Origin of the sequence: uncultured Planococcus sp. (genome assembly GCF_947501725.1) — a bacterium.
In the GTDB taxonomy this organism is placed as follows: Bacteria; Bacillota; Bacilli; order Bacillales_A; family Planococcaceae; genus Planococcus; species Planococcus donghaensis_C.
Window position 1 is genome coordinate 55,927 of record NZ_CANMXD010000012.1, and the last position, 24,708, is coordinate 80,634.

The 24,708-nt window shown below is 43.5% G+C and carries 21 protein-coding genes; 2 read left to right on the plus strand and 19 right to left on the minus strand.

All coding sequences use genetic code 11. The annotated features are described in order from the left end of the window. Window positions 1-795: 795 nt before the first annotated feature. The 11 genes from Q0785_RS16670 to murB all read right to left on the minus strand — a co-directional run bounded on the left by Q0785_RS16670 (window position 796) and on the right by murB (window position 14,808). On the minus strand, window positions 796-1,617 hold the full coding sequence (locus Q0785_RS16670) for a ChbG/HpnK family deacetylase (protein ID WP_298832531.1): 822 nt from the start codon (window positions 1,615-1,617) through the stop codon (window positions 796-798). Further along, window positions 1,617-2,384, minus strand: coding sequence for an alpha/beta hydrolase-fold protein (locus Q0785_RS16675; RefSeq protein WP_298832534.1), 768 nt, complete (start codon window positions 2,382-2,384; stop codon window positions 1,617-1,619). Before Q0785_RS16675 ends, Q0785_RS16670 begins: the two co-directional genes overlap by 1 nt. 49 nt (window positions 2,385-2,433) lie before the next feature. Then, window positions 2,434-4,119 carry a hypothetical protein gene (locus Q0785_RS16680; protein ID WP_298832537.1) on the minus strand — a complete coding sequence of 562 codons (1,686 nt, stop codon included), beginning with the start codon at window positions 4,117-4,119 and terminating at the stop codon, window positions 2,434-2,436. A gap of 18 nt (window positions 4,120-4,137) precedes the next feature. Beyond that, complete coding sequence (locus Q0785_RS16685; RefSeq protein ID WP_298832541.1) at window positions 4,138-5,070, minus strand: alpha/beta hydrolase; 933 nt, start codon at window positions 5,068-5,070, stop codon at window positions 4,138-4,140. A gap of 30 nt (window positions 5,071-5,100) precedes the next feature. Continuing rightward, on the minus strand, window positions 5,101-5,922 hold the full coding sequence (locus Q0785_RS16690) for an MBL fold metallo-hydrolase (protein WP_298832544.1): 822 nt from the start codon (window positions 5,920-5,922) through the stop codon (window positions 5,101-5,103). Window positions 5,923-5,958: 36 nt separating this feature from the next. Further along, window positions 5,959-7,392 carry a serine hydrolase gene (locus Q0785_RS16695; RefSeq protein ID WP_298832547.1) on the minus strand — a complete coding sequence of 478 codons (1,434 nt, stop codon included), beginning with the start codon at window positions 7,390-7,392 and terminating at the stop codon, window positions 5,959-5,961. A 62-nt stretch (window positions 7,393-7,454) separates the two neighbouring features. Continuing rightward, window positions 7,455-8,441, minus strand: a complete 987-nt coding sequence (locus Q0785_RS16700; protein WP_298832550.1) for a carbohydrate kinase family protein — start codon at window positions 8,439-8,441, stop codon at window positions 7,455-7,457. After that, entirely contained in the window at window positions 8,431-9,825 is a 1,395-nt protein-coding gene (locus Q0785_RS16705; RefSeq protein ID WP_298832553.1) for an MFS transporter, read from the minus strand. The genes Q0785_RS16700 and Q0785_RS16705 overlap by 11 nt, the downstream gene beginning before the upstream one ends. A 219-nt stretch (window positions 9,826-10,044) precedes the next feature. Next, window positions 10,045-11,019 carry a LacI family DNA-binding transcriptional regulator gene (locus Q0785_RS16710; protein ID WP_366522844.1) on the minus strand — a complete coding sequence of 325 codons (975 nt, stop codon included), beginning with the start codon at window positions 11,017-11,019 and terminating at the stop codon, window positions 10,045-10,047. 370 nt (window positions 11,020-11,389) lie between these two features. Further along, window positions 11,390-13,756 (minus strand): penicillin acylase family protein, encoded by a 2,367-nt coding sequence (locus tag Q0785_RS16715; RefSeq protein WP_298832559.1) that lies wholly within the window; start codon window positions 13,754-13,756, stop codon window positions 11,390-11,392. Between the two features lie 134 nt (window positions 13,757-13,890). Then, complete coding sequence (murB, locus tag Q0785_RS16720) at window positions 13,891-14,808, minus strand: UDP-N-acetylmuramate dehydrogenase (protein ID WP_298832562.1); 918 nt, start codon at window positions 14,806-14,808, stop codon at window positions 13,891-13,893. A 202-nt stretch (window positions 14,809-15,010) separates the two neighbouring features. On the opposite strand from murB, the gene Q0785_RS16725 reads away from it, so the two are divergent. Beyond that, window positions 15,011-15,532, plus strand: coding sequence for a YceI family protein (locus Q0785_RS16725; RefSeq protein WP_223637012.1), 522 nt, complete (start codon window positions 15,011-15,013; stop codon window positions 15,530-15,532). Between the two features lie 375 nt (window positions 15,533-15,907). On the opposite strand, the gene Q0785_RS16730 is transcribed toward Q0785_RS16725, so the two are convergent. The 4 genes from Q0785_RS16730 to Q0785_RS16745 all read right to left on the minus strand — a co-directional run bounded on the left by Q0785_RS16730 (window position 15,908) and on the right by Q0785_RS16745 (window position 20,617). After that, window positions 15,908-17,461 (minus strand): FAD-dependent oxidoreductase, encoded by a 1,554-nt coding sequence (locus Q0785_RS16730; RefSeq protein ID WP_298832567.1) that lies wholly within the window; start codon window positions 17,459-17,461, stop codon window positions 15,908-15,910. A gap of 250 nt (window positions 17,462-17,711) precedes the next feature. Next, window positions 17,712-18,350: an FMN-dependent NADH-azoreductase gene (locus Q0785_RS16735; protein WP_223637015.1), complete on the minus strand. Its 639-nt coding sequence runs from the start codon at window positions 18,348-18,350 to the stop codon at window positions 17,712-17,714. A 108-nt stretch (window positions 18,351-18,458) separates the two neighbouring features. Then, window positions 18,459-19,169, minus strand: a complete 711-nt coding sequence (locus Q0785_RS16740) for a DsbA family oxidoreductase (RefSeq protein ID WP_223637018.1) — start codon at window positions 19,167-19,169, stop codon at window positions 18,459-18,461. Between the two features lie 521 nt (window positions 19,170-19,690). Further along, entirely contained in the window at window positions 19,691-20,617 is a 927-nt protein-coding gene (locus Q0785_RS16745; RefSeq protein ID WP_223637021.1) for a manganese-dependent inorganic pyrophosphatase, read from the minus strand. Window positions 20,618-20,826: 209 nt separating this feature from the next. Between Q0785_RS16745 and Q0785_RS16750 the strand changes: the two genes are divergently transcribed. Next, window positions 20,827-21,636, plus strand: coding sequence for a GNAT family N-acetyltransferase (locus tag Q0785_RS16750; protein ID WP_223637025.1), 810 nt, complete (start codon window positions 20,827-20,829; stop codon window positions 21,634-21,636). 73 nt (window positions 21,637-21,709) lie between these two features. Here the strand turns inward: Q0785_RS16750 and Q0785_RS16755 are convergent, their stop codons facing one another. From Q0785_RS16755 to Q0785_RS16770, 4 genes are all read right to left on the minus strand, one after another. After that, a complete protein-coding gene (locus tag Q0785_RS16755) occupies window positions 21,710-23,005 on the minus strand; it encodes an arsenic transporter (protein ID WP_298832574.1) in 1,296 nt (431 codons plus the stop codon). A 14-nt stretch (window positions 23,006-23,019) separates the two neighbouring features. Further along, window positions 23,020-23,349, minus strand: coding sequence for a metalloregulator ArsR/SmtB family transcription factor (locus Q0785_RS16760; RefSeq protein WP_298832577.1), 330 nt, complete (start codon window positions 23,347-23,349; stop codon window positions 23,020-23,022). 164 nt (window positions 23,350-23,513) lie between these two features. Then, on the minus strand, window positions 23,514-24,035 hold the full coding sequence (locus tag Q0785_RS16765) for a type 1 glutamine amidotransferase domain-containing protein (protein WP_298832580.1): 522 nt from the start codon (window positions 24,033-24,035) through the stop codon (window positions 23,514-23,516). Window positions 24,036-24,104: 69 nt separating this feature from the next. Next, a complete protein-coding gene (locus tag Q0785_RS16770) occupies window positions 24,105-24,695 on the minus strand; it encodes a DNA-3-methyladenine glycosylase (RefSeq protein WP_223637035.1) in 591 nt (196 codons plus the stop codon). Window positions 24,696-24,708: the final 13 nt, after the last annotated feature.

A 24,708-nucleotide genomic window follows, 5' to 3' on the forward strand; every position in this document is an offset into this window, starting at 1 on the left:
GTTTTCGCTCCTTATATTGAAGAACACACAATAACCGTTTTCTTCTCACTTGTTTGTATAAATTTTTTTAAAAAATAAATCACCCAAAATCAATGATATTCAAGAGATATATCTCAGAACATTTCATACTTGGCATCTAGGAATGCTAATTTTTTTCTGTACATATCTTTTGCGTCTACATCTTCCTATTTCTATTTATTCATTATAGCCTTTAAATTATTATAGTAAATTTATATTAAAACCAAAGGAAAGATTTCTCCAGTAAGTAGGAATAATATGGAACCGAATTTAAGCATGTTTTCGGTATACTTTGAAGGTGGATTGCCCTTTTAGCTCTCTTTTTTTTTGCAGCTGTTCATACATTTTTTTAGCACTTAAAAAAAGGAAAACTATTCATAAAAATACACTTTTACCGAAAAAAGAGAAAGAAATCGGCTTTGATTAGCCGCTTCTCTCCCTTGTGTTTAAACAACTTCCGATAATCCCTCATATGTTAACTGTTCATAGAATAAAAATTGCAACCACCAGAGAATTGATTTCTATGTAATTTTCATACAACATCTTCTCCCGGAATAGCACAAAAAGGCCAAAACTCCACAAGGGATAAACGTTTTGGTCTTTTTTGTATATTGGCAGCTAGCAATAGCTACGGAATAGATAGTTAATTAAACATATGGGAAGGTTGAGCATCCATTACTGCTATTCTCCCCAACTATACTAGCCTCTTTTCCTGTAACAGCAACTATCGCATATAGCTCTTAATCCCGCAGCTTCTTTATATCGCTGACAATGCTTTCAAAGATTCAATAACTGCCTCAATGCGTTATTACTTCCAATAGCGACTGCCTCAGAATATCGTAGCACTTGAATATTCCAATTTTTTAACCACTCTTTCCAATTACTAGAAATGACAGATTGGTATTCCAGCTCTCTTTCCTTTTCGACAATGCCGGGCGGAAAATGTTCATTCGATAATAAATGTGTTTCATCACTTTTCTTTGTTGGATGCATGAAATACATATATTGATGATTCTTTTTAAGTGCATTCAACCAAATTTCAATATTTTTGAAGTATGCTTGTTTACTGTCTCCCCAAATAGGCAGAATCGGATCAGCAAAATTGTAATACTTGCTTGCATCTATCAAACCTTTACTGGAAATCCACTCTTCTAATGCCTTTTCAAGCCCAGGGATAAACAGTTCCGGTACCATATGGCTGTCAACATAGTTCACTTTCAATCCCAATTTCGTTAAACGAGCTAATTGTGCTTCGTATTCTACTAATATCTCATCTAATTTGGGTTGTGCTGAAGCCAGTTGCTGCTGCGACTGATAAAAATCACCATTTTTGTTCAGTAACGATGGAATTTTCTCTTTAGGTGCAACTGGTTTCCATTTGATCAAATCCCATTCAGAAATCAATGTCAGATGGAGACCAATATCGATATTCTCACAGTTTTTCAGCAACCGAGCGCCGTCTTCGAGTGCCGGACCTCCAGCCATGCAGGATACATTCTTTATCAAGTATCCGTTTGTCACAGCCTGAAGAATTGCCTGATTTGCTGCTTGGAGGGAACCAAAATCATCTGCGCGTGTTATGACGGAGGGATGTTTCATTATCCTTCCTCTTTAAGAAGGAAATCCACTCCGGAACCCAAGACCTTGTTCCAGTAGACGATATCGTGCAATCCATCTTCTTCTTCGTACTGTACAGGAATCCCGTTTTCTTTCAGCTGGTTGACGAATTTTACAGTAGGTTCATAGACAAGCTCATCCTGTTTTCCGCAGCAGACGAACAGGTCCGGTATGTCTTCGTTCGATTGTTTGGCGTTTATAAACTGAGTTGTCGGATCGTAATTGTCAAAATAATTCTTTTCATTTTCAAAAAGGTGATTGAAGAGACCCCGGGGGAAACCAGGAAACTCAAGTACCTTATTCAAACCGAGCGCAGGAGACATGGTCATAATTTTACTGAATGTCTCTTTATAGCGCATGCCCAGCATCATGGCACCAAAGCCGCCCATGGAAATGCCGCCGATGAATGTATCTTCCCGTTTGTCCGACAGGGGGAATAATTTACGGGTGACTTCCACTAATTCTTCGCCTATCAATTTGCTGTAGTAAGCATTCCATTCCGGCCGGTCCATATAGAAGGAGTTGTCTCCATCAGGCACTACAATAGCAATGCCTTTATAGAGGGACTGCTCCGTCAGATTTATCGCCGTACTTATGTCTGTCGCACTTGCACTGTATCCCGGCAAAAAATATAAAGTCTGGAATGGTGCTGTCTTTTGGGCAAGATTTCCGTCAAAAGGCAAAAACACATTCAATTTTACACTTCTGCCCATACTTGCTGATTGATAATTCATGGTAATAAAAGCCATCTTACGCCTCCCAATAAACCGTTTTTTTTACTGTCGCCTATTCTGCTTTTTAACAATTTTCCGTTTGTATCGTATAGCTGTATTCTTTCAGATTACCTTTCAGGATGGCCTTGCAACTACCATTTTCCCATTGTAACTTTAAGATATGCGGCTCAGATTCCAGTACAGTAAGCTTTGCCCCATACCCGAAAGCAGGACAGGTATTCCTGAATCGAATAAGTTCCAGCTGTTCCAGCACAACCTCTTTTTGGAGATTTTCTTGCACTTGTTCCAGACCGAGATTTGTACGGTTAATTTCTTTATGCCCTCCGGATCCTGCTTTTTCCACTGCCTCGTAATTGTTTTTTCCGACAAAAAGATCCAGATACCAGATCTGCGGTTTTCCTGGCATGAACAGTTGGATGGTGCGAGCCAACAGAAGCTTTTGTTCGTCTTCACCCAATGCACTGAAGTAAGTGGCATTCACTTGGTAGTACATCGTTTTTTGTCCATGAAGATCTTTCACATAGCCGCCTCTGCCTACCACAGTTTTGATAAGGCTCTCTATCTCTTCATCCGATAATAATCCCTTCAGATCAAGAAGCGGTATCCCGTCATGGCTTCCCAGCATATTCACAGTTTGAATCCCTTTTCTCTCGATATCACCGATCCATACAAGTAATTTCTCGTTTGTATTTCGTTCAAACGCATCAATGATTAATCCAGGCAAAAAGAAATCGTAAGTCAAATATCCTTTTTCCGCTATTTTTTCATGGATTTTTTCTTCATATTTCGAGTGGATTTCAGGCAATAGCATAACATCGTGTTCGTCCGCCATTTCCCTGACACGATCCAGAAGTTGCCACGTGCCGGGATCATTAAGAAAGTTCTTTTCCCCGGGCTCCTTGGGCGCATAAGCAAATGCATCCAATCGGACGATTTCTGCCCCGTAGCCTGCCAGTTTTTTCAGCGTATCCGCGTAAAAATCCCATACCAGCGGCGACTTGATATTCAAATCCATCTGTCCCAAGTATTTACGCCGTGATTCGAGTAATTCGATAATATTTTCCTTGTATTCCGTAAACTTTCCAAAGTCTATTTCTGCAGGCCGCTTACCCGCATGAACCGCGCTGTTCACTAAATTGGCAACAGCTTCAGCAGAAGCATATTGAATATCGAAGGTCTTCATCAAGTCCTGGGCATCGACCCTTTCATATTTCACTTCCTGATAAAAAGTGTTCCAGTAAGGAACTTCTTTTCCATCCGGCATTCGCACCATCAGAATTGGAAGTCCGGGCTTTCTGAAGAACATCTCTTTGATCAATCCCGCATTGGGCTCTATATAACCCTCTGGCGTCATCTCTCCATGGCCTTCCCAGAATTGATTCCAGTTGATGAAAAAATCTTTATATTTAGAAACCTCACCGTTTTTCAGAAGATCCTGGAACTGCTTCGAAAGTACGGATGCATGATTTAATATGAAGTCAAACTTAAATCCAAGACCGGCTTCTTTCAATTCCTCTAAATCCTTTAAGGAAGCAAACATCTCATTCAATTCATAGTCGATGACTGAGAAACCTCTGTCCAAATCAGTATTGAAAAGACTCGGCAATATATAAAAGGATTCGAAGGCATCTTTCAGCTGAGGGTACTGTATGAATTCAACCATCCCCTTTAAAGAACCGCCGATACTGTCCGGATATGCATTTAACATGGGACCATTTTTAACCGCTTTTAGTTTTGGAGTGTTTACCAACAATATTTCCTCCTTCCATTAACCTAAGGAAACGGGTTGGGACTTGTCGCTTGTTTTTCTTTTCATAAAATCTGTCAACGCATCCAACGCTTCCATAGCAGTTTTTCTTTTTGCGAATATATGAAAGCCGTGGGAAGCTTCCGCGACAGTGCCGTCATATAACAGCTCTTCATGCTCTACACCTTGACTGTCCAGCTTTTGAATCATTGCCATTGTCTGTGATTTATGAAGCGGATCTACTTCTCCTGAAGTTAAAAATACGGGAGGATAGTTTTCTGTTACATGATGCAGAGGAGAAACCTGACCCGCAAGTGGATATTTTTTAAGGTCAGTTGATCCTGTATATCCCATAATGCTTTCTTTTACTAATGGAAAGCCTGATTCCAGTGCCGTATCAAAATCAAACGCTCCGCAAAAAAGCACCGCTCCTTTTAATTGTTCACGTGTTAACGGGGCTACTGCGTCGATATCTTTCTCCAATTTTTCATTGGTGCAAATGCAGGTGATAAGGCTTGCCAGATGCGCTCCCGCTGATTCGCCGGCCAGGAAAAATTTGTTCGGATCTCCGTTATATCGTGCACAATTCTCTTTTATCCAATCAATCGCAGCAATAATATGATGTAAAGGATCAGGATGTGTATATTTCGGACCCAAACCATAATTTACATTAAAAACGAGGTAGCCACTATCCGCCAGTTTTCGGCAATAACCTCTTGTTGAAGACTTATCGCCGATGACCCACCCGCCACCGTGGATATACACAACGATCGGCAATGGGCCAGAAGCATTTTCAGGATAATGGATATCCAGTTTATAGTGATTGCCCTTAAGATTGGAATAGGATACATTCATTACATCTTTCACACTATTTGAGATGTTGAATTTTCTCGTTGACGGATTCAGAAAAAGCCAAAGGACTTTAGAATATGCTTTTATGAGGTGTAATTTCATTATTGATCCCCCTGTTTTAATTAATTGCCGTTACTTCGCTTTCTCATTTAGATCCGACTCTTTAAAAGCGATGCTTACCCTTTTATGCATGGCCAGATAGCCGCTTCCTAATACACTTTCAGGCAGTGGAACAGCAGCAGCTTCACCGCTCATGATCAAATCTGCACACTCAATATACTCTCTGATATATTCTGCATCAATAGGTACGTCGTGGTGTCCTGGATAGATAGCATCGAATTCATCTTTTCTGCTGTACAGCTTATTTAAGGATTCCTTAAAACTTGCAACAGGTTCAGAATGATTCAGGTGCAGGAGAACTCCTTGCGCACACACCGTATCTGCGCCAAATAACTGACGGTTCTCTTTATCCAACAGGCAAACAGACCCGGTTGAATGTCCGGGAGTCCAGATGGTTTCCAGTTGTCTTTCCCCCAAGTCAAAAATATGGCCTTCTTTTATAAAATGAAGGTTTTTATTTTCCGGAAGAGAGAGCAGTTTTGGGATTGCCGCCTTTACTTCCTCTGAATCAATGTTTCCCAGCAGTTCGGTTATAACCGTTTTTTTGAATTCCAAACTCGTATGCTCTTTGAGTGTTTCTTTGTCCATTTCCGGAATATATACTTTATCGAACAGATAATTCGAGCCTATATGGTCTATATGGCCATGGGTATTCATCACTTGGGCCGGTTTTACCGTTAAGCTGTGGACAAGAGTGTCCAAGCCGTCAAATCCCGTCCCTGTATCGATTAATAATGCCGACTCCGTGCCCTCCACCAGGTACATATAGACTTTTAACGGATCCTCAATCCGCCACGTATGGTCATCAATTTCAACTACTTGAAAATAGCTCATTTCCGCTTTCCCCCATTCCTTCTAATCTTCCTTGCTTCAAGATGAAGTTCCATAAATCAAAATATCCTTATAGGCAATCGGAATGGAACTCAGAGCTCCATTTGCTTCCAAAAGTTTTTTAAGACCGCTGATAATTCTCATCTCAACTGCATCTTCGCTGAATTTGAGTTCGAGCTGTTGTCTATGCGCGGTTTCCGTATAATACACATGGATGACCAGTGTTTCATCATTCTGCCATTCATGAGAAGCGGCATATTTCCACCTTCTGTTTGAACGGTCGAAAAATTTTATAAATGTCACTGGAGCAATTTCACAATCCATCACTCCTTTTTTAAATGACACTTTGGAACTTTCGATTACTTGCGTCTCTCCGATTGAAATTTTCAGGTCACTGCCGCGGAAATCAAAAGTTATGGGCATATCTTTACCAGTGAGACGGATCGTATATACTTTCTCATTCACTCTTCTTTCCATATAAGAAGTTGTGGCATCATATACGAACGGTTTTGACTTATTACTTAACATTCTTGAGAGTTCATCCTGTAAATCACTGTTGGCAAATAAGTTGCTGTCTTTTGCCTTACTGACAATATTTCCGTAGAATGCTGAAAGCAGTTCCTGGGAATCCGCATCTTCGCAAGTCATTACTGCCACAAGGTTTTTATCCGGTGCTATGACACAGAATTGGCCGAATGCACCGTCTGCTCTATACGTATTTTCGCTGCCCCTCCACATTTGAAAACCGTACCCTTGCGCCCAGTCTTCCCGAATCTCAATATTGGATGTCGCTACTTGTTCGGATGATGCCAGTTCTATCCAGGATTCATCAAGGATTCTTTTGCCATTGAACTCGCCTTTATTCAGAAACAGCATGCCCAGTTTCGCAAAATCTTCAGGTTTAATCATCAGACCCCATCCGCCAGTTGTGACCCCGTCCTTGCTGTCCCATTCATAGTCCGTTATCTCCAACGGTTCAAACAGTCTCGGTTTAAGGTACTCTTCCAACGACATACCAGTCGCTTTGGAAATGATCGCCGAAAGCATGAATGTTGCTCCCGAATCATATAGGAATTCGGTCCCCGGCTCGTTTTTTAACGGCGCTTTTATAAATGCTTCTATCCAGTTTTCTTTGTCGGCAATAGTGAAAAGAGAATCCCCGCTATGACCTGTCGCCATCTCAAGAAGATGCTTCACTGTCATCAGGGGGAATTTCGCGTCCATTTCAACATCTTTATATTCAGGAAAAAAGTCGATCACTTTGTCTTCCAGTGTTAATCGTTTTTCGCCCGTCGCAATTCCTACTGCAACAGCAGTAAACGTTTTGCTTCCTGAATGGAGCAGCCTTACCTGCTCCGGCTCATAAGGATAGTGATAGCCTTCTGCGATAACGGCTCCATCTTTCAGGAGAATGAAGGAATGCAGATGGCTCTTGATTTCTTCTGTGGCGTTCAGGAATCTGATAATATCCATAGAACTTATACCATGTTTTTCAGGGACTTCTCTCTCAAAATATTGCATTGATAATCATCCTTTTATACTTGTGTTTTATATAGTTCCTTTATAGTTTCAAGTTTCGGCAAATTCACCAGCGCGCCAACATGTTTTAATTTATAAGCACTTACTGCAAAGCCTAGTGATAGAGCGTCTTTTAATGTATATCCTTTTACAGCAGCCGTATAAAAGCCTGACCAAAAAGCATCTCCTGCCCCAGTCGTATCGGCAATTTCGGTTGCCAGCGTATTGAATTTGATCGTTTCCCGTCCATTAGAGACGATGGCTCCTTCACTTCCTAGGGTCATGATGACAAGTTTTGCGCCAAGCTCGATGAACTTGGCTACTTGATTTTCATGGGTATCCTGGCCAAACAGTCTTTCTGCATCCACTTCGGATGGTTTCACGATATCAACTTTGCTTATCATTGATTTGACATATGAAATTCCATCCTCATCTTTTGGCCAGATTGAATGATGATAATTTGGATCAAAACATACCAAACAATCATTCCTTCTGCCCGTTTCAATAATCTTTTCTATCGTATTCCGAGCGGGCATTCTTGAAACCGGCCAGCAGGAAAAATGAACGATTCTCGATTTCTTTATCGCTTCTTCCAGCTTATCACTATAGGCTAAATGATAATCGGCATCTCTGTAAAAAATAGGGATAGGCGTACTTTTACTTTTCGTGATCATGACCATACTCGTTGAATAATCACTTTGCTGGATAAGATCTGTATCCAAGCCTTCTTTTTTTAATTGATTTATCAGAAATTGCCCTAATCCGTCTTTCCCGACAGTCGCTGCAATCAGCGATTTGCCACCTAATCTGCTTACATTCACCGCAATATTTGCAGGGGCTCCGCCAAAAAACTTGTTATAAGTCTTGCTCTCGAAGCTGTCACTATACTCTGTGGCGATCATGTCAATCAGAAGTTCACCTACCGATAAGACATCCACCTCTTTATTATTAAATGGAATGCTCTTGTTGTAATCAAACAGTTTAGCCACTTCCTTAACGTTCATTTTTTGCCTGCAATCTGCGTTCTGCTAATTCTTCTTGTATTTCCGGATAGATTTTATCCAATTTATAGAACCACAGTAATAAACATGCCAGTGCACCGCATAGCATCGGGATATAATTGTGGCTTATGTTAATAGCCATTAGGGCACTTTGGGATTGCAGAACCGCTATCGGATCATATTGTCCCAGTTCAATCAGCCAACCTATCAGAACAACTGAAAAACCTTGCGCAACTTTTGTCGCAAACGTTAAAGCTGCCATACCCACACCTTCGGATTTGATGCCGCTTTTCCATTCTCCGTAGTCAATGGTATCTGCCACTAAACCATATACACTGCCGGCTGCAACTCCAGCACCGACTCCTTTTAATGCACTAAAGAAGATGATCAATGCCAACGTATCGCCAATAAGTCCTTGCAGTAAACTGGCAACTGTAAGAATTGCCATCCCTGCTAACATGGTATTTCTCTTTCCATACTTTTTGATAAAAATAAACGAAGTTATCAAAGTTAAAAGCTGGGCAATTGTAATGGCGTTTGCAAAGGAAGCATAGTAGGAAGTATCACCGAGCAGCCCTTTTGCATAATACATTCCAGATCCTCCAAGCATACTGGTAGCAAATAAAGCTAAAAACACAACCCCTATAGCGATCAGCCAGTATTGATTGGTGAAAAGTGCTTTTAAAACAGGTTTTACTTCTACCTTTTGCTTATTTTTTAGACTTTCAGGGGTTTCCCCACTTCGCTCTCGTGTAAAGTAAAAGCAAATTAAGTGTCCGATTAGGCCACATAGTGCATAAATCGCTATTACAATCTGCCATGCTGTCGTATCACCGCCAAGTGCTTTCGTGGCGGCATCTATCGTCGATTGAACCAACATCGTACCAATCCCTGCTCCCATCATCGCAAAAATTCCGAGCAATCCTCGCTCATAAGGATTGCTTGTAATATTAACAACCAAGGCATTGAATGGGACGTAAAGTGCAGTCAAAAATATAGAGTTGAAAAGATTGTATGTGATGAATACATAAATATATTGAATAAGTTCTGTAGACCCTGCCGGTACTGTCACCAAAAGAATGCCACTTATCGCAAATGGAACACAGGCACGTATAATCCAAACTCGTGCATTTCCGTGTTTAGAATATGTCCGGTCTACGATGAAACCCATCAAAATGTCAGTTACTCCGTCCAGTAATCGTGAAACCAATATGATTGTTCCGATAATTCCGGCGTTCAGCAATAATACATCGGTATAGTAGAACATAATAAAAGAAGCTACAACCGTGTTAATGAATGCGATACCTATATTCCCGCTCATGTAGGCGCTTCTTTCGACTACACCAAGTTGTGCAGTAGGGTCAGCTGAATTTGTTAAAAGTTTCATTTTGTCCTCCATTCTACTTTTCGTCGTTTCGAAATGTGCAGTTGTATTTGTAAACGCCTTCATTTTTCCAAAATCAGTTCGAAAGCAGAATGAAGTAACCGTTTACATTTCTTAATATGTTAACCGGTTAACATATATGTGTCAACCGGTTAATATAATGAATATTAAAAAATACTTAAGATTTTGAAATCTTAAGTATTTAATATAATTGTATCTTTTTTAAGTGGTTTCTCTTTCCACTAATTCTACAGGCAAAATATTTTCCAAGGTTACTTCCTTGCCCTCTATTTTATTGAGCAATGTTTTCACAGCCAATTCTCCAATTTTTTCAATGTCCTGTTTTATTGTGGTTATCGGAGGAACCGTCATGGCTGCCATGTCAATATCATCATACCCGACAATTTTGATATCTTCGGGAATGCTTTTCCCATTCAATCCGGCGACATGTATCACTGAAGCTGCTATTATGTCACTGCTCGCAAAAACCCCGTCAATCTCCGGATGTTCTTCAAACATTTTGATCACTGTTTTTTTATATTCATCAAACCTGGACAGTTTTGACTCTTCAAGTACACTGTTTATATTTTGTTTTTTCGTTACATTAATAAAAGCCTTGCTCCGATTATTTGCTAAAATATCGATTTCTAAATCACCACATATGTGGGCAATTTTTTTGCAGCCCCGATCTATCAGAAAATTGGTTGCTATTTCTCCGCCATTGTAATGATCCGAAGTAATATAAGGCAAACCATTAATGTTCATATCCAAAGTTACAAGAGGCATGTCCGGCTTAATGTAGTCATCCGAATTGGAAGTATAGATGGCCCCTATAAAACCATCTACCTGGTTACTGCTGATCATCTCTAAGTACTCTCTCTCTTTACCGTTATCGGCATAGGAATTGCAAATTAACACTTTATAACCAGCCTGATAAGCAAAATACTCGATATGGCCTACCAACTCAGAAAAAAATGGATGGGATACGCTTGGAACGATGACCCCTAGAATATTTGATTTTTTTCTGAATAAGGATCTTGATATTTCATTTGGCTTATAGTTCAGCCGTTCCATCGCTTCATAAACCTTTTTTCTGGTTGAATCACTTAAATATCCTCTGTTATTCAAAACCCTTGAAACAGTGGCTACTGCAACTCCAGCTTCTTTAGCTACATCTTTTATAGTCGTCAATAGCATTCTTTCCTTTCGAATTCCTAATTCATTTCATGATAGCCGCCTTTTCGTAAGTTGTCCAAAAAAAATATTATTAGAAATGTTGAGTCGTGACTGTTTATACTTACAATTCATCAATTCATATACAGCAACTAATAAATTTTCTTCATCTTCGATATATTTCAAATCGTAACAGTTGGAAATGAAACTGAATAAGGTTTAATCCATTTTATGTAAAAAAATCAAGAAGAAATAGCGTTCGTTAAAGTACACATTTACGAACGCTTCAAAAAACAACTAAAAAACACAAAAAGAACGTTCGTAAAAGTATCAAAACACTTTACGAACGTTCGCGAGTTTACATAGACGTTTACAAACGATTTTTGAATCTATCTTATTGAGCCTTCAGCGTTAATGTTGATCCTTCCACTTCGTCTTCAATTTCTGTTTCGTGGAAATCGCCCTCCGCCCAATCGTCCACTTGATTATGGAAGTAGTCCGATTTCAAATGTCCGCTCAAACCAGGGCCGACAATGTGATAGGCACTCGATAAATCAGCGAGGTCCGCCACAAACCGCCAGGATGCCCCGTGATTCACATTGCCTTCTGATGTAGACGCGGCTGCTTGTACTGTAATATTGGAGCCTCCGATCGGTACAGGATCCGGGTTCAAGAATTCGGCAAATATCGGGGACGCTCCTGCAAGTGGATGCGGGAAGGTCAATTGATGATGTTCGCCCCATGTCCAGTCGGCCAGGTCGTTTCCTTGCTCATCATCAATTTCGGCGACCGCTGCCTCGAGAGCATCCACAAGCCATTTTTCCACGCCACCGTATTCCGTTACCCACACACCTTCTTCACCAGCGAAAGCACCCCGCATCATTTCATCGGTAATGTGGTTCTTGCCTGACAGCATGTCAAAGACATCCTCCGGAAATTCCTCTGCCAATAACGTCTCAGGCAATTGTTTTATCCATTTATGGAATACCAAAGGTGCGGCCTGTTCTTGGCTGTCGACCTGATCCCACTTCTCCAGCATCGTGAGCACTTCATCATGTTCGTCAGTTTCACTGCGCACAGCTGCAATCATTTCGTCCAAAAATTCCGCTGCATACAAATTCTTCTGATCCATCTGCAAGTCCATCATATCCTGTGCCGTCAAATCGTCCGATGCTTCCAAAACTTCGGCAATCCGTTCGTAGCGATATGGCTGCGCCCAGAAATCTGTGATGTGATACGGATAGGAATCATCGATGACTTCATTGTTCGCAGTGGCAATGAACCCGCTTTCCGGATTGACTGACCGCGGCAATTCATCAAAAGGCACATAGCCCTCCCACCCATATTCCGCCGAATCTCCCGGAACCGGCAGCTGGCCATCTCCGGATTTGCGGATTGGGATGCGGCCATTGGCTTTATAGGCGATGGTTCCATCAGTGGAGGCAAAGACAAAGTTCTGTGCAGGCGCCTGGAAGTCCTCCAGCGCCAATTCGAATTCTTTCCAATTGGATGCTTTATTGAAATTTAGAACCGCCTGCAGCTCTAAAGTCGGCTCGAGAGCCGTCCATTGCATCGAAAACACGGCTCCCGGCTCTTCTTCATCGTATAAGACGTTCGAAACGACAGGGCCATGCCTCGTCACCAGTACTTCAAAGTCTTCCGTTTCTCCGTCCTTGACCTTGATCGGCTCTTCTCTTACCTCTGCCTGTTCCCATTCACCTTCATACCGGAATTGTGTCGGATCTTCCGGATTTGGGGTTTCGATATAGAGATCCTGAACGTCTGGCCCCACATTGGTGACGCCCCACGCGATTTCTTCGTTATGGCCGAGGATGATTCCTGGAATGCCGGCAAAAATGACGCCGCTGACATTTTGTTCAGGGGATTCCAAATGCATCTGATACCAGATGGACGGTGTACTGAGCCCGAGATGCGGATCGTCCGCAAGCAGTGGTTTGCCGCTCGCCGTTTTGTCTCCTGCCACCACCCAGTTGTTGCTGCCATTAAATTCAGGCGGAATGACAGAAGCATCAAACTCACCGGCCACTTGGACGGGCTGCTTTTTGTTCGCCGCCAAAATCGACGGCGCCGTTTCCGGATATTCGATAAACAGCTCACGGGCCTTGTCTTCAGGAAATTCATTTAATGCCCAGTGGCGGACGGCAAGTGTATTCCAATGCCCCCCAAGGTCATAAGCCATAAACTTTCCGATCGTCAAAGAGTCGACAGGCGTCCATTCGGTAGGCTCGTATCCGAGCAAAGCGAATTCGAAGCTGAGGCCGCCATTTTCTTTCGCTTCTTCCATATAGGCATTGACGCCTTCTGCGTACCATTCCAGAACTTGCTTGGCTTCCGCGTCATAGCCATCCCACGACTTTTCAGCAGCATTCCGCAAACTGAAGGTCCGGAAAAACTTATCGGTATCGAGCGCATCCGCTCCAATCACTTCCGCCAATTGCCCGCTGGCCTGCCTACGGGATAAATCCATTTGGAACATGCGATCCTGCGCCTGTACATATCCTTGTGCCCGGTAAAGGTCGGCATCTGTGTCCGCCTGTATATGCGGAACCCCGATGTCGTCACGGATGACGGTAACATCGCTGTCCAGTATCGCAACTGCCGCTTCTCCTTCAATGAGCGGTTTGGACTTCCCTATGTAAACGTTTACAAAAATCAATCCAGCAACCGCAACTGTGACAAGAACACCCAGTACAGCCAGAAGCCATTTCAACCACCTTTTATTTTTCACTTTCCCCCTCATGGTCTTGCCCCCTTTTTCCTAATGATGTTTATTCGACTGGCGAAGGATAAATCCCTTTTTTGAGAATAAAATAATCCCTCTGCCCCTTCCATCCGCATAAAAAAAGATGTCCCAGAGCTGGGACATCTTTCTGATTAAACTTGGTCTTCTCCTACAATCTTCACTTCAAGCTCTAAATCAATTCCGAACTTCTCCTGGACCGCCGCTTTGACCATCTCGATTGTCTGGATATAATCATTCGCGGATGCATTATTTTTATTGACGATAAATCCAGCGTGTTTAGTGGAAACTTCCGCTCCGCCAAATCCGCGTCCCTGCAAACCGCTGTCCTGAATCAATTTACCGGCGAAATTACCAGGCGGACGTTTGAAGACACTTCCTGCAGAAGGAAATTCCAAAGGCTGTTTCGTTTCACGCTGATAAGTCAGTTCACTCATTTTCGCATCAATGACTGTTTGTTTGCCGACTTCCAACTCAAACTCTGCCGACAAGACGTAAAATCCTTTTTTGGTGATGATGCTCTTGCGATAGCCGAGCTCCAAATCTTCTTTGGATAAAATCAGTTTCTCTCCTTCTTTCGAAAGAACTGTCGCTTGTATAATGATGTCTTTAATTTCTCCGCCATAAGCGCCAGCATTCATCGCCATGGCTCCACCGATGGAACCTGGGATTCCACAAGCGAACTCAAATCCGGTCAGTTGTTTCGCTGCAACAGTTTTCGAGACTTTCTTGATGTTCGCCCCGCCTTGCGCATAAACTCTCGTCCCTTCTATTTGAATCGCCTGCAAACTCTTCAAAGTTAGGACGATTCCACGGAATCCTCCGTCACGAACGACCATATTGGATCCATTCCCAAGAAGCAGCAATGGTATATTGTTTTCATATGCGTATTTAACTGTATATGCAGTTTCATCTTCAGTAGTCGGTGTCACAAAAATATCAGCTGGCCCACCCATTTTAGTTAATGTATGAAGGTGTAGCGGTTCATCCATTTTGACGTGATCATCGGTTAAAAAACCGCGCAAATCCGTCAGCCATTGTTCTTTCGTCATTCAAAGCAAATCCCTTCTAAACTTTTAACTTCTACTAGTATCCGATTTTCATCCCGATTTGACAAGCAATATAACGTTCTTCGGTACAAAAGTCCAATAAATTATTATCTCGAATTCGAGAATTATTAATTAATAACTATTGACATCGAGATTTCATCTTGTTATATTAGGTGCAGAACAACATATCTAGGAGGAATTTAACATGAAAAAATGGACAGTAGACACAGCACACTCGGAAGTCGGATTCTCAGTAAAACACATGATGATTTCAAAAGTAAAAGGCTCTTTCTCATCATACGAAGCAACCGTTGAAGCAAATGAAGAAGATCTGCAAGGCGCATTGATCGACTTCAAAATCGATGTAGCAAGCATCAATACGAATAACACAGATCGCGACAATCACCTTCGCTCTGCTGATTTCTTTGACGCTGAGCAATTCCCATACATCACATTCAAAGCGAATGACATCGTTAAAAAAGGCGACGAATACGAATTGACTGGCGACCTGACGATGAAAGGCGTTACCCGTCCTACTACGTTTGAAGTGGAGTACGGCGGCAAAGCAACAAACCCATGGGGCGTTGAAGTCGTTGCATTCAATGTAGAAGGCAAAGTAAACCGTAAAGATTTCGGCCTTACATGGAACCAGGCACTTGAAACAGGCGGCGTAATGGTCGGCGAAGACATCAAAATCACTTTGGAATTAGAAGGCAACCCAGCCTAATCAAGAAAAGTGGAAATGGCTGTTCTATCAGCCAACAAGAAAGTCAAAAAAGCAGTGCGAGGAAAAATCCTCGCACTGCTTTTTTTATTGTCCAGCTTCCGCTGTCCGATTCTAGGGTCATAAGTCACTCCAGGTGTCTAGTTCAGTGCCTAGCTCTTCGGGATGTAAGCCGATCCGGTTGTGCGGCTGAAAACATGCCGTTTCGCCAGCTCATCTTACACCTGTCAGAGCTGAACAGGCACTTCTACTTTTCTTATTGTCCAGCTTCAGCTGCCAGATTCTAGGCTCATAAGTCAACCCAGCTATGCGGTTGAGGAAACACCGCTTCGCCGGAGCGTCTTATGCCCGTCAAATCTAAACGGCAGCTTCCGCATTTCAGTATTCCTGTTCTATCTTCTTCAACGGTTTAACAGCCGGACCATTCAACACTTCTCCGGTATGGGAGAAACGGGAACCGTGGCATGGACAGTCCCAGGAACGCTCCGCGTCATTCCAGTTAACTTCGCATCCCATGTGGGTGCAGGTCGTATCTACCAGATGCACCTGTCCGTATTCATCGCGATAACCGCCGGCTTTCTTCTTGCCGACTTTGACCAATGCACCTTCGTCTTTGCCAAGATCATCGACTGTTTTGGAAGCCCTTTTCAGTTTTCCTTTGACCAATTCCTTGGCAACCGATGCGTTGTCTTTCGCAAAACTTGCGGCGTCTACCGCCTTCATTTTCGAACGGGTCGGACTGAAGACTGGTGCATAGCGGTTTTCCTTGCCCAAAATCTGATCTGTCAGCATCATGCCGGCTAATGCCCCATTCGACATTCCCCATTTATGGAAACCGGTAGCCACCAGGATATTGTCATATCCTGCAGTGACGGTCCCGATGTAAGGGATTTGATCGAGCGTCGTCATGTCCTGTGCAGACCAGCGATACGGAATTTCCTGAATGCCGAAATGCTCGTCTCCAAATTTCTCGAGGTTGTGGTAATGTTCCATGGTTTCGCTGGAACTTTTGCCTGTCGCATGGCCATCGCCCCCGATCAGCAGCAGCTTTTCTCCGTTTTCATCTGTTGCATAGCGCAAGGAACGGGAAGGCATATCCCCACTGATGTACATATCATTCGGAATCTTGCCGTTTACTTTGGCCGCGATGATATACGAACGGTTGACAGAGAGACGGGAAAAGTACATCCCGTCAAAATCATTGAATGGGTAATGCGTCGCTACGATGACTTTATTGCACGATAAATGCGAAAGGTTTTCGGTTTGGATGACCGGATCATTTTTACTGAGGATTTTCATCGCACGGGTTTGTTCATAAATCGTACCGCCCAATCGCTCAATCTCTTTTACCAGCCCTGCCAGGAATTTCACCGGATGAAACTGCGCCTGGTTGCGCATGACCACCGCTTCTTTCACCTGGAACGGCAATTCAACTTCATCTTTCGCCAACTCGCCATCAATGCCCAGCTGCTGATAGGTCTCCGCTTCTTTCTCCACCAATTTCGCCCCTGCCGCAGTATTGGCATAGACAAATGCATTATGATGCGAAAAGTCACAATCGATGCCAAGCTCTTCGGCAGTTTCTTCAATGAACTTTAAGCCATCCATATTCGCCTGGTAATACAGCTTCGCCTGCTCTTCTCCCACAAGCTTGACCAGCGGATAATAAAACAACCCGTGTTGCGCCGTAATTTTGGCAGTCGTATAGCCTGTCACTCCATCCACTAATTTTCCGGCATCAATCAAGGTTACTTTTTTTCCGGCTTTGGCCAATAGGTAGGCACTGATGATCCCAACCATCCCTCCACCAACAACCGCAATATCTGTCGACTCATTTGCCTGTAAAGCGGGATAGCTTGGAATATCTTTGTACTCTCGCCAATATGACTTCTGCACTTCTGGAACCCGACTCACGTTATCACTCTGCACCATGCCGTTCCTCCTCAAGAAAGCTTTTAGTAAATGTCTACCCCCATAGAAAAATCCTAATCAGGTTCTCGCTTTTAGCGCCAAATTTCCCAGTTATTTGGACATACTGTCCGAAACGGCTGAAATACTGTCCAAATCTCAGAAATACTGTCCAATCGAGGTGGTTTACTGTCCACTCCGGCAGATTTACTGTCCAAACGCCTTTTAAAGCAAAAAAAGGACCGCCCTTTAAGGGCAGTCCTTCATTAAAAACTTATGCGTATACTTTTACTAATGAATTTGCAGATTGCTCGACGCGTTTCATGCCATCAGCAATGATTTCTTCAGCGCGATCCGGGTACATATTATGTCCTTCGATGATCACTTCTTCAATATCAGTAATGCCGAAGAAGTCCATGATCAAGCGGATATAGTTGACGCTCATTTCAGCAGGAGCCATTTCAGGTGTTGAATAAACTCCGCCGCGAGCGTTCAAGATGATGACTTTTTTCTCAGGAACAAGACCGACTGGGCCTTCAGCCGTATATTTGAACGTAACGCCTGCACGGTAAACGTAATCGATGAACGTCTGTAATGGTGCAGGAATTGTTTTATTCCATAATGGGAATGCGAATACAACAACGTCAGCATCCATGAATGCATCCATTGCTTTGTTGGCAGCAGTCAAAATGCGTTGCTCCAGTTCCGTCATTTCTTCAGCCTGCGCTGATTTTTGCATAGCATCAAAGAAATCCTGGCCGAAATACGGCATATCTTCTTTAAATACATCGAAAGTATTTACGTTAAGCTCTGTACCCATGCCGATTGAATCCATGAATACTTCGTACATCTTGCTTGAAACCCCTTCAGATGCAGGGCGGTTATTTGCTTTTACTACTAAAACGTTAGTCATTAGGTTAAAACTCCTTCTTTAATTATATTAAAATTATTTATCTCAAATTAAAAGCACTTTCTTATCATAAGAAAAGGCAGAGTATAAGTCAATTACTCTGCCTCGGTCTTATACTCCATCACAGGAATCTCCTGTGCAATAACTGGTTTTCTTCTTACCCATCGGCTTAAGCTTTGGACGGATGCCTTCTTCTTCAGCAATCTGCTCCAATGCTTCCACAAATGCATCCAACGGCTGTGCACCGGAAAGCGCATATTTGCGGTTGACTACAAAAAACGGTACACCTTGTACGCCAATTTGGCCGGCTTCAGCGATATCAACCTGGACCTGTGCCATAAATTGATCCGATTCCAATACTTGCTTCGCTTCATCGCGAGGCAAACCGACCGCTTCTGCAATGGTCAATAAAATATCATGACTGCCAACATTTTTCGCTTCTACAAAATACTGGTGCATAAGCTGTTCAGTCAGTTCTGCATCCTTGTTTTTAGTTTCAGCCCATTTCACCAAACGATGAGCAGCCAAGGTATTGGCTTCCACCATGTTATCGAAATCATATTCCAAACCAACCGAGCGGGCATGCTGCGCCACTCCCTTAGTCATCTCTTTCGCCTGTTCCACTGTTTGCCCCAATTTCTTCGCTAAACTTTCATACGTCGGGACAGTAGAATCAATGGGCGTATTCGGATCCAGTTGATAGGCCTTAAACGAAATCTCCGCCTGGCTTTCAAAACCTGATTGAACCAATGCCTGTTCCAAAGTTCGCTTGCCTATATAACAGAATGGGCACACATAATCTGACCAAACTTCAATTTTCATATTATCCACCTCGCCATTAACTATAGCAACGAAAACAACAGCGCTCAATTTTTTTGCCTGTAGAAGGAAAAGCGGAGGCGCCCGTGTAGCTATGCCGGGCATAAGACAGACCAGCAGTGTGGCGCTTTTTGCCACGCAGCTGGGTTGGCTTATGACCCAAAGAGCTGGGCGCCGGAGTCTAGACAAAGAAAAGCGGAAGCAGCCCAACAGCAGAAGCTAACCTAAGAGCGCGATATCGTGTCGCACCGGTTAGCTGACCCGCATCCTGCAGGCCTCCGACAAGCGCTGGAAGCCTTGCCGGTAATGGCGTTCTTCAGCTACATTGTCGAAGGGACTTATGACCCGAAGAGCTAGGCACTTGCAACTGGACAACAAGAAAAGCGCAGGCGCCTGTCCTGAATCGACGGGCTTAAGGCCGATCGTCGAAGCGGCGCTTTTTGCCGCATAGACGGAATGACTTAAGACCCCGAGATTCAAGGGGCCGAAGCTGGACAAAAAAAAAACTGACTCCCAAGAGGGAATCAGCTTAATGCTTCTGTAATGACTGGTACAATCTGCTTTTTGCGTGATACGACGCCCGGCAACAGGACACGGTTATCAACTACGCTTGATTTAAAGGCGCTTTCGATGATGCCGGCTCTTTGGCCAAGAACGATGGCGACTGAATTATTGTTGAGGATATCGGTAACAGCAAATACGAAAAGATCGAGTTTTTTAGCAGAGATGGTATCAGCCATCAATACTTCAAGTTCTTTTTGGCGAATCATGACTTCCTCTACATCGATCGCATTGACTTGCGCAACTTCAAATCGGTGCTCGCCTGCTTCGAACTCTTTCGAATCCAATGAAATCAGGTCTTCCAATGTTTTATTGCTCAAATCGGCTCCGGCTTTCAATAGATCAAGGCCATAGCTTTGCGCATCCACATCCGCGATTTCCGCCAATTCAGCAGCAGCTTTCACATCTTGGTCTGTGCAGGTCGGTGATTTGAAAAGAAGTGAATCCGAAATAATAGCAGAAAGCATCAAACCTGCAATGTTCGGTGGTACTTCTATGCCGTTTTCTTTAAACAGCTTTAAGATGATGGTCGTCGTGCACCCAACCGGTTCCGCACGGAAGTATAACGGATCGGTCGTTTCAAAGTTGGCGATACGGTGATGGTCCACCACTTCAATCACTTGGACCTCGTTGATGTCTTCAGCACTTTGCTGGCGTTCGTTGTGATCCACCAGAATCACTTGTTCGGCTTCTTTGGCAACATGCGTCACCAATCTTGGCTGGTCGAATTTGAAAGTCTCTAAAGCGAATATGGTTTCGTTGTTCACTTCACCTAAGCGGATCGGTTCAGCAACCATGCCCATTTCATTTTTTAAATAGGCATATGAGATGGCCGAACAAATTGAATCGGTGTCCGGATTTTTGTGACCCAATACTAAAACATTTGACATGAATGATAGCCTCCTGGATAACTTAGTTTCTGTGCTTATTCTATCACAAGTACCCCAATTGAAAAAACCAAACTCCAAGAACCAAATAAATAAAACTAAAGATGGGTAAGTTTATAGAATTATCAGTATTTTTAAAATTCATTGTGTACTTTAGCATATGCGAATGGTATAATATGACTAACTAATTCAAAGTTAGGTGGAAGGAAGAGATGTCTGTGACTATTTTACTGGAAAAGAAATACATTCCTCTGGCTGATTATTTCTCCGGAGCGACGAATTCTTCAATAAAGTTAACATTTTCCGAAATTGAACAAATCATGGGACAGAATTTGCCTAATGCTGCCTACTTAAACAAAAGTTGGTGGAAAAAGACAAAAGCGCCGGCCAAACATTTTCACGCGTGGGTGGATGCCGGTTATTTCGTCAGCGATGTTGAACCAGATCGCTTTGTTGTCTTCGAGAGAGCGGATCTTTCAAATGGAAAAGGTTCGGCTAACGATGACGAAGACCAGGATATTTTATTGATCCGAACTGCAGAGCATGGGGACGCACGCTCCCTGGCCGCTTTACAGAAAACAGTGGAATCCGAATCTGACTTTATGCTATACGCTAAAGATGAACGGACCCAATCCACACAGAAAGTCCGAAAGCAAATCATCGAATGGAAACAAAGTGGCCATTCGACCATCATCATCGCCATCCTCAATGGCCAGCATGTCGGTTATTTGATGATTATGGGCAATGCAGCCAAACGGGCCGCTCACCGTGCCTCGATTGACCTCGGTCTCCAAAAGGATGCACAAGGCAAAGGAATCGCAAAATCCCTGCTCCAAAAAGCAGAGGAATGGTCCAAGGAAAAGGGCATCACCCGACTGGAATTGACGGTCGTCGAAGAAAATGAACCTGCCCGCAAATTATATGAAAAAGCCGGGTTCGAATCTGAAGGCATCCGACAAAAGTCCATGATGATTAACGACGAACCCCATAACGAAATTTACTTGGCCAAGTTTCTGGATTAGAAAAGCACATCACACATTTTCATAACCTAGACAAAAAAGGAGCATACCACTGGCATGCTCCTTTTTTGTCGATTTAATTTAAAATTGTCAGCCATAAGTACAAGCCGGTCAAGGTGATGAACAAAGTCGGAACCGTCAGGATGATACCGATTTTGAAATAATAACCCCATGTAATTTCTACGCCTTTCACCTTCAGTACGTGCAGCCACAATAAAGTCGCCAGTGAACCGATCGGCGTGATTTTCGGCCCTAAATCTGACCCAATCACATTGGCGTAGATTAACGCCTCCCTCACGACTCCAGTTGTCTCGGTTTCCGCGATAGCCAAGGCATCAATCATGACAGTCGGCATATTGTTCATAACAGACGACAGAATTGCTGCGATGAAGCCCATTCCAATGGTGGCTGAATATAAACCATGGCTTGCTGTCCATTCAATTGCTGTTGCCAGCACCGATGTCAGCCCCACATTTCTCAAACCATACACCACGACATACATGCCGATGGAGAAAAAGACGATGGCCCATGGCGCCCCTCTTAAAACAGTCATTGTTTCAACTGATTTACTTCTTCGTGCAATCGCCAGGAAGATGATGGCGACCGATCCAGCGATAAAGGAAACTGGAATATTCAATGCTTCGCTGCTGAAATAACCAATCAGCAAAATCACCAGTACTGCCCACGACAAACGAAAAATCTTGATATCTTTTATTGCCGATGCCGGCGTTTTCAAGACACTGTCATCAAAATGTTTCGGAATATCTTTCCGGAAATACAGGTACAATACCAGCATACTTGCCGCGATGCTGAACAAGTTCGGTACAGCCATGCGGATTGCGTATTCGGTAAAGCCGATGCCGAAGAAATCTGCAGAGACAATATTGACCAGGTTGCTGACTACAAAAGGCAGTGACGCCGTATCAGCGATAAATCCACAAGCCATGATAAACGGCAAAATCATTGCGTCTTTGAATTTCAGTGCCCGGACCATCGCCAAAACAATCGGCGTCAAGATCAATGCCGCCCCGTCATTCGCAAACAACGCCGCTACGACTGCCCCCAGCATGATGACCAGGAAGAACATCCGCAATCCACTGCCTTTGGCAAAACGCGCCATATGTAAAGCGGCCCATTCGAAAAAGCCGATTTCATCCAAAATCAATGAAATGATGATCAATGCAACAAATGTCAATGTCGCATTCCAGACAATGCCGGTCACGTCCCAGACATCGCCGAAATCAACAACCCCAAACAGCAACGCAACAACTGCCCCCACAATGGCGGACCAGCCGATCGACAAGCCTCTCGGCTGCCAAATAACAAATATCAATGTGACGATAAAAATAAAACTCGCTAAAAATACATCCACGTTCATCCAACTCCCTATTCACAATTCACTTTTTTCCCTTCCGCAATCAAGCGGCCAATTGAGCGGCGAGGTTCCGGCAATAGATCCAATAAATGAATCAACACCGAGTACTGCATATGCTGCGTGTTCAAGGACCAAATCGTCCAACGTCCGCGCTTTTCTTCCCAAACCAGTCCAGCATGTTTCAATTTGCGCATATGCTGGCTGATGGCCGGCTGCGTCATTTCCAGAAGATCTGTGAATTCACAGATGCATAAAGCCTCTTTGGCCAGGAATTTTAAAATCAGCAATCTTTTCTGATCACCAATTGCTTTTAAATACGTCTCCATTTGATCATATTCCATATCTTCACCTTCTTTTACAGCACTTCACCCATTATATAAGCAACCACTTATGTATTCAAGAGAGAATGTGAAAACCTCGAACTATTGCTCCTCAAAACCTTCATCCGTAATTTCTCACACAAAAAAACCCGAACCAGCAATGCTGATTCGGGTTCTGCTCTTTATTACGCGAGTTGCTCAAGGACACGCAATGATTCACGGTTAAACGCCGGGATATCATCCGGCTGGCGGCTGGTGACCAATTGGTCCTGGCACACGGCCACTTCTTCGTCCACTACAGTGGCGCCAGCATATTCCATATCGACTTGAATCGACTTATAGCCTGTGGCTTTGCGGCCTTCCAATGCTTTCGCCGTAATCAATAATTGAGGTCCATGACAAATGGCAAAGACAGGTTTTTTCGCATCCATGAAAGCTTTTGTAAACTCTACAAAACGATCATCGGCACGCAATTGATCCGGAGAAAATCCTCCCGGCAGGAACAAAGCATCATAATCATCGGCGCTGACTTCGTCAATGCCTTTATCGATGGTGACAACCGCTTCTCCCTGTTTGCCGGTAACTTCTTTGCCTGCTTCTTTTTCGATAGTGAAAACTTCGTGACCTGCATCATTAAATGCTTTCGACGGATCAGTATATTCCACATCTTCGAACATGTCTGTAATCAACGTTGCAATTTTTGCCACTATCTTCCACTCCTTCTGTTTAATCATTCCCTTTCAGTATTCCACAAAAAGATGGGATTAAACACCGAACTAGCGAAATTTCGAGACAAATGGATTTTCCGACTCCCAAAAACGATAAGGATAATGAACCGCTTCGAGTGAATTTCCGATCCCTACCCGCGGTCCGACCGATACGGCATGGACGGGGTCTCCCTCGGCGATATAAAGCGGTTTTTCCGTAAAATGATGGCCATAATGATCCATCGTGATGGCCATCGCCTTGGTCAGCTTCCCTGGTCCACTGGTCCACTGTTTAATCGGCATATGCTTACCGCGCAGTTCAGCCATCAGGTCTATGCCTTCCACCGGTTCGACTGCACGGATTAAAATCGCCCGCGGGGTGTCTTCCGGCCCGCTGACGACATTGATCAATGTATGGGTATGCATTTGATAAGTATAAACGAGTCCGGGTTTTCCGAACATGATTTCTGTACGCTTCGTGCGCCGATTGCCAAAGCTGTGGGCAGCGCGATCTTCCGCACCCATATAGGCTTCCGTTTCTACGATGCGCCCCGCAACGATGCCGTCCGGCAATTCATGGACCAGGATCTGGCCCAGCAGACTGCGGGACAGTTCCAGTGTCGGAGCATCGAAAAAATCAGCAGAGACTGGTGTAAACATAAAATCCCCTCCT

What these genes read in the sequence shown, in the direction of transcription:
- Q0785_RS16685 (WP_298832541.1), bottom strand. Translation starts at nt 5,070, where the DNA reads ATGAAATTACACCTCATAAAAGCATATTCTAAAGTCCTTTGGCTTTTT.
- Q0785_RS16770 (WP_223637035.1), bottom strand. Translation starts at nt 24,695, where the DNA reads ATGTTTACACCAGTCTCTGCTGATTTTTTCGATGCTCCGACACTGGAA.
- murB (WP_298832562.1), bottom strand. Translation starts at nt 14,808, where the DNA reads ATGACGAAAGAACAATGGCTGACGGATTTGCGCGGTTTTTTAACCGAT.
- Q0785_RS16700 (WP_298832550.1), bottom strand. Translation starts at nt 8,441, where the DNA reads ATGAACGTTAAGGAAGTGGCTAAACTGTTTGATTACAACAAGAGCATT.
- Q0785_RS16750 (WP_223637025.1), top strand. Translation starts at nt 20,827, where the DNA reads ATGTCTGTGACTATTTTACTGGAAAAGAAATACATTCCTCTGGCTGAT.
- Q0785_RS16740 (WP_223637018.1), bottom strand. Translation starts at nt 19,169, where the DNA reads ATGAAAATTGAAGTTTGGTCAGATTATGTGTGCCCATTCTGTTATATA.
- Q0785_RS16710 (WP_366522844.1), bottom strand. Translation starts at nt 11,019, where the DNA reads ATGCTATTGACGACTATAAAAGATGTAGCTAAAGAAGCTGGAGTTGCA.
- Q0785_RS16690 (WP_298832544.1), bottom strand. Translation starts at nt 5,922, where the DNA reads ATGAGCTATTTTCAAGTAGTTGAAATTGATGACCATACGTGGCGGATT.
- Q0785_RS16675 (WP_298832534.1), bottom strand. Translation starts at nt 2,384, where the DNA reads ATGGCTTTTATTACCATGAATTATCAATCAGCAAGTATGGGCAGAAGT.
- Q0785_RS16695 (WP_298832547.1), bottom strand. Translation starts at nt 7,392, where the DNA reads ATGGATATTATCAGATTCCTGAACGCCACAGAAGAAATCAAGAGCCAT.
- Q0785_RS16745 (WP_223637021.1), bottom strand. Translation starts at nt 20,617, where the DNA reads ATGTCAAATGTTTTAGTATTGGGTCACAAAAATCCGGACACCGATTCA.
- Q0785_RS16670 (WP_298832531.1), bottom strand. Translation starts at nt 1,617, where the DNA reads ATGAAACATCCCTCCGTCATAACACGCGCAGATGATTTTGGTTCCCTC.
- Q0785_RS16715 (WP_298832559.1), bottom strand. Translation starts at nt 13,756, where the DNA reads ATGAGGGGGAAAGTGAAAAATAAAAGGTGGTTGAAATGGCTTCTGGCT.
- Q0785_RS16725 (WP_223637012.1), top strand. Translation starts at nt 15,011, where the DNA reads ATGAAAAAATGGACAGTAGACACAGCACACTCGGAAGTCGGATTCTCA.
- Q0785_RS16760 (WP_298832577.1), bottom strand. Translation starts at nt 23,349, where the DNA reads ATGGAATATGATCAAATGGAGACGTATTTAAAAGCAATTGGTGATCAG.
- Q0785_RS16730 (WP_298832567.1), bottom strand. Translation starts at nt 17,461, where the DNA reads ATGGTGCAGAGTGATAACGTGAGTCGGGTTCCAGAAGTGCAGAAGTCA.
- Q0785_RS16705 (WP_298832553.1), bottom strand. Translation starts at nt 9,825, where the DNA reads ATGAAACTTTTAACAAATTCAGCTGACCCTACTGCACAACTTGGTGTA.
- Q0785_RS16735 (WP_223637015.1), bottom strand. Translation starts at nt 18,350, where the DNA reads ATGACTAACGTTTTAGTAGTAAAAGCAAATAACCGCCCTGCATCTGAA.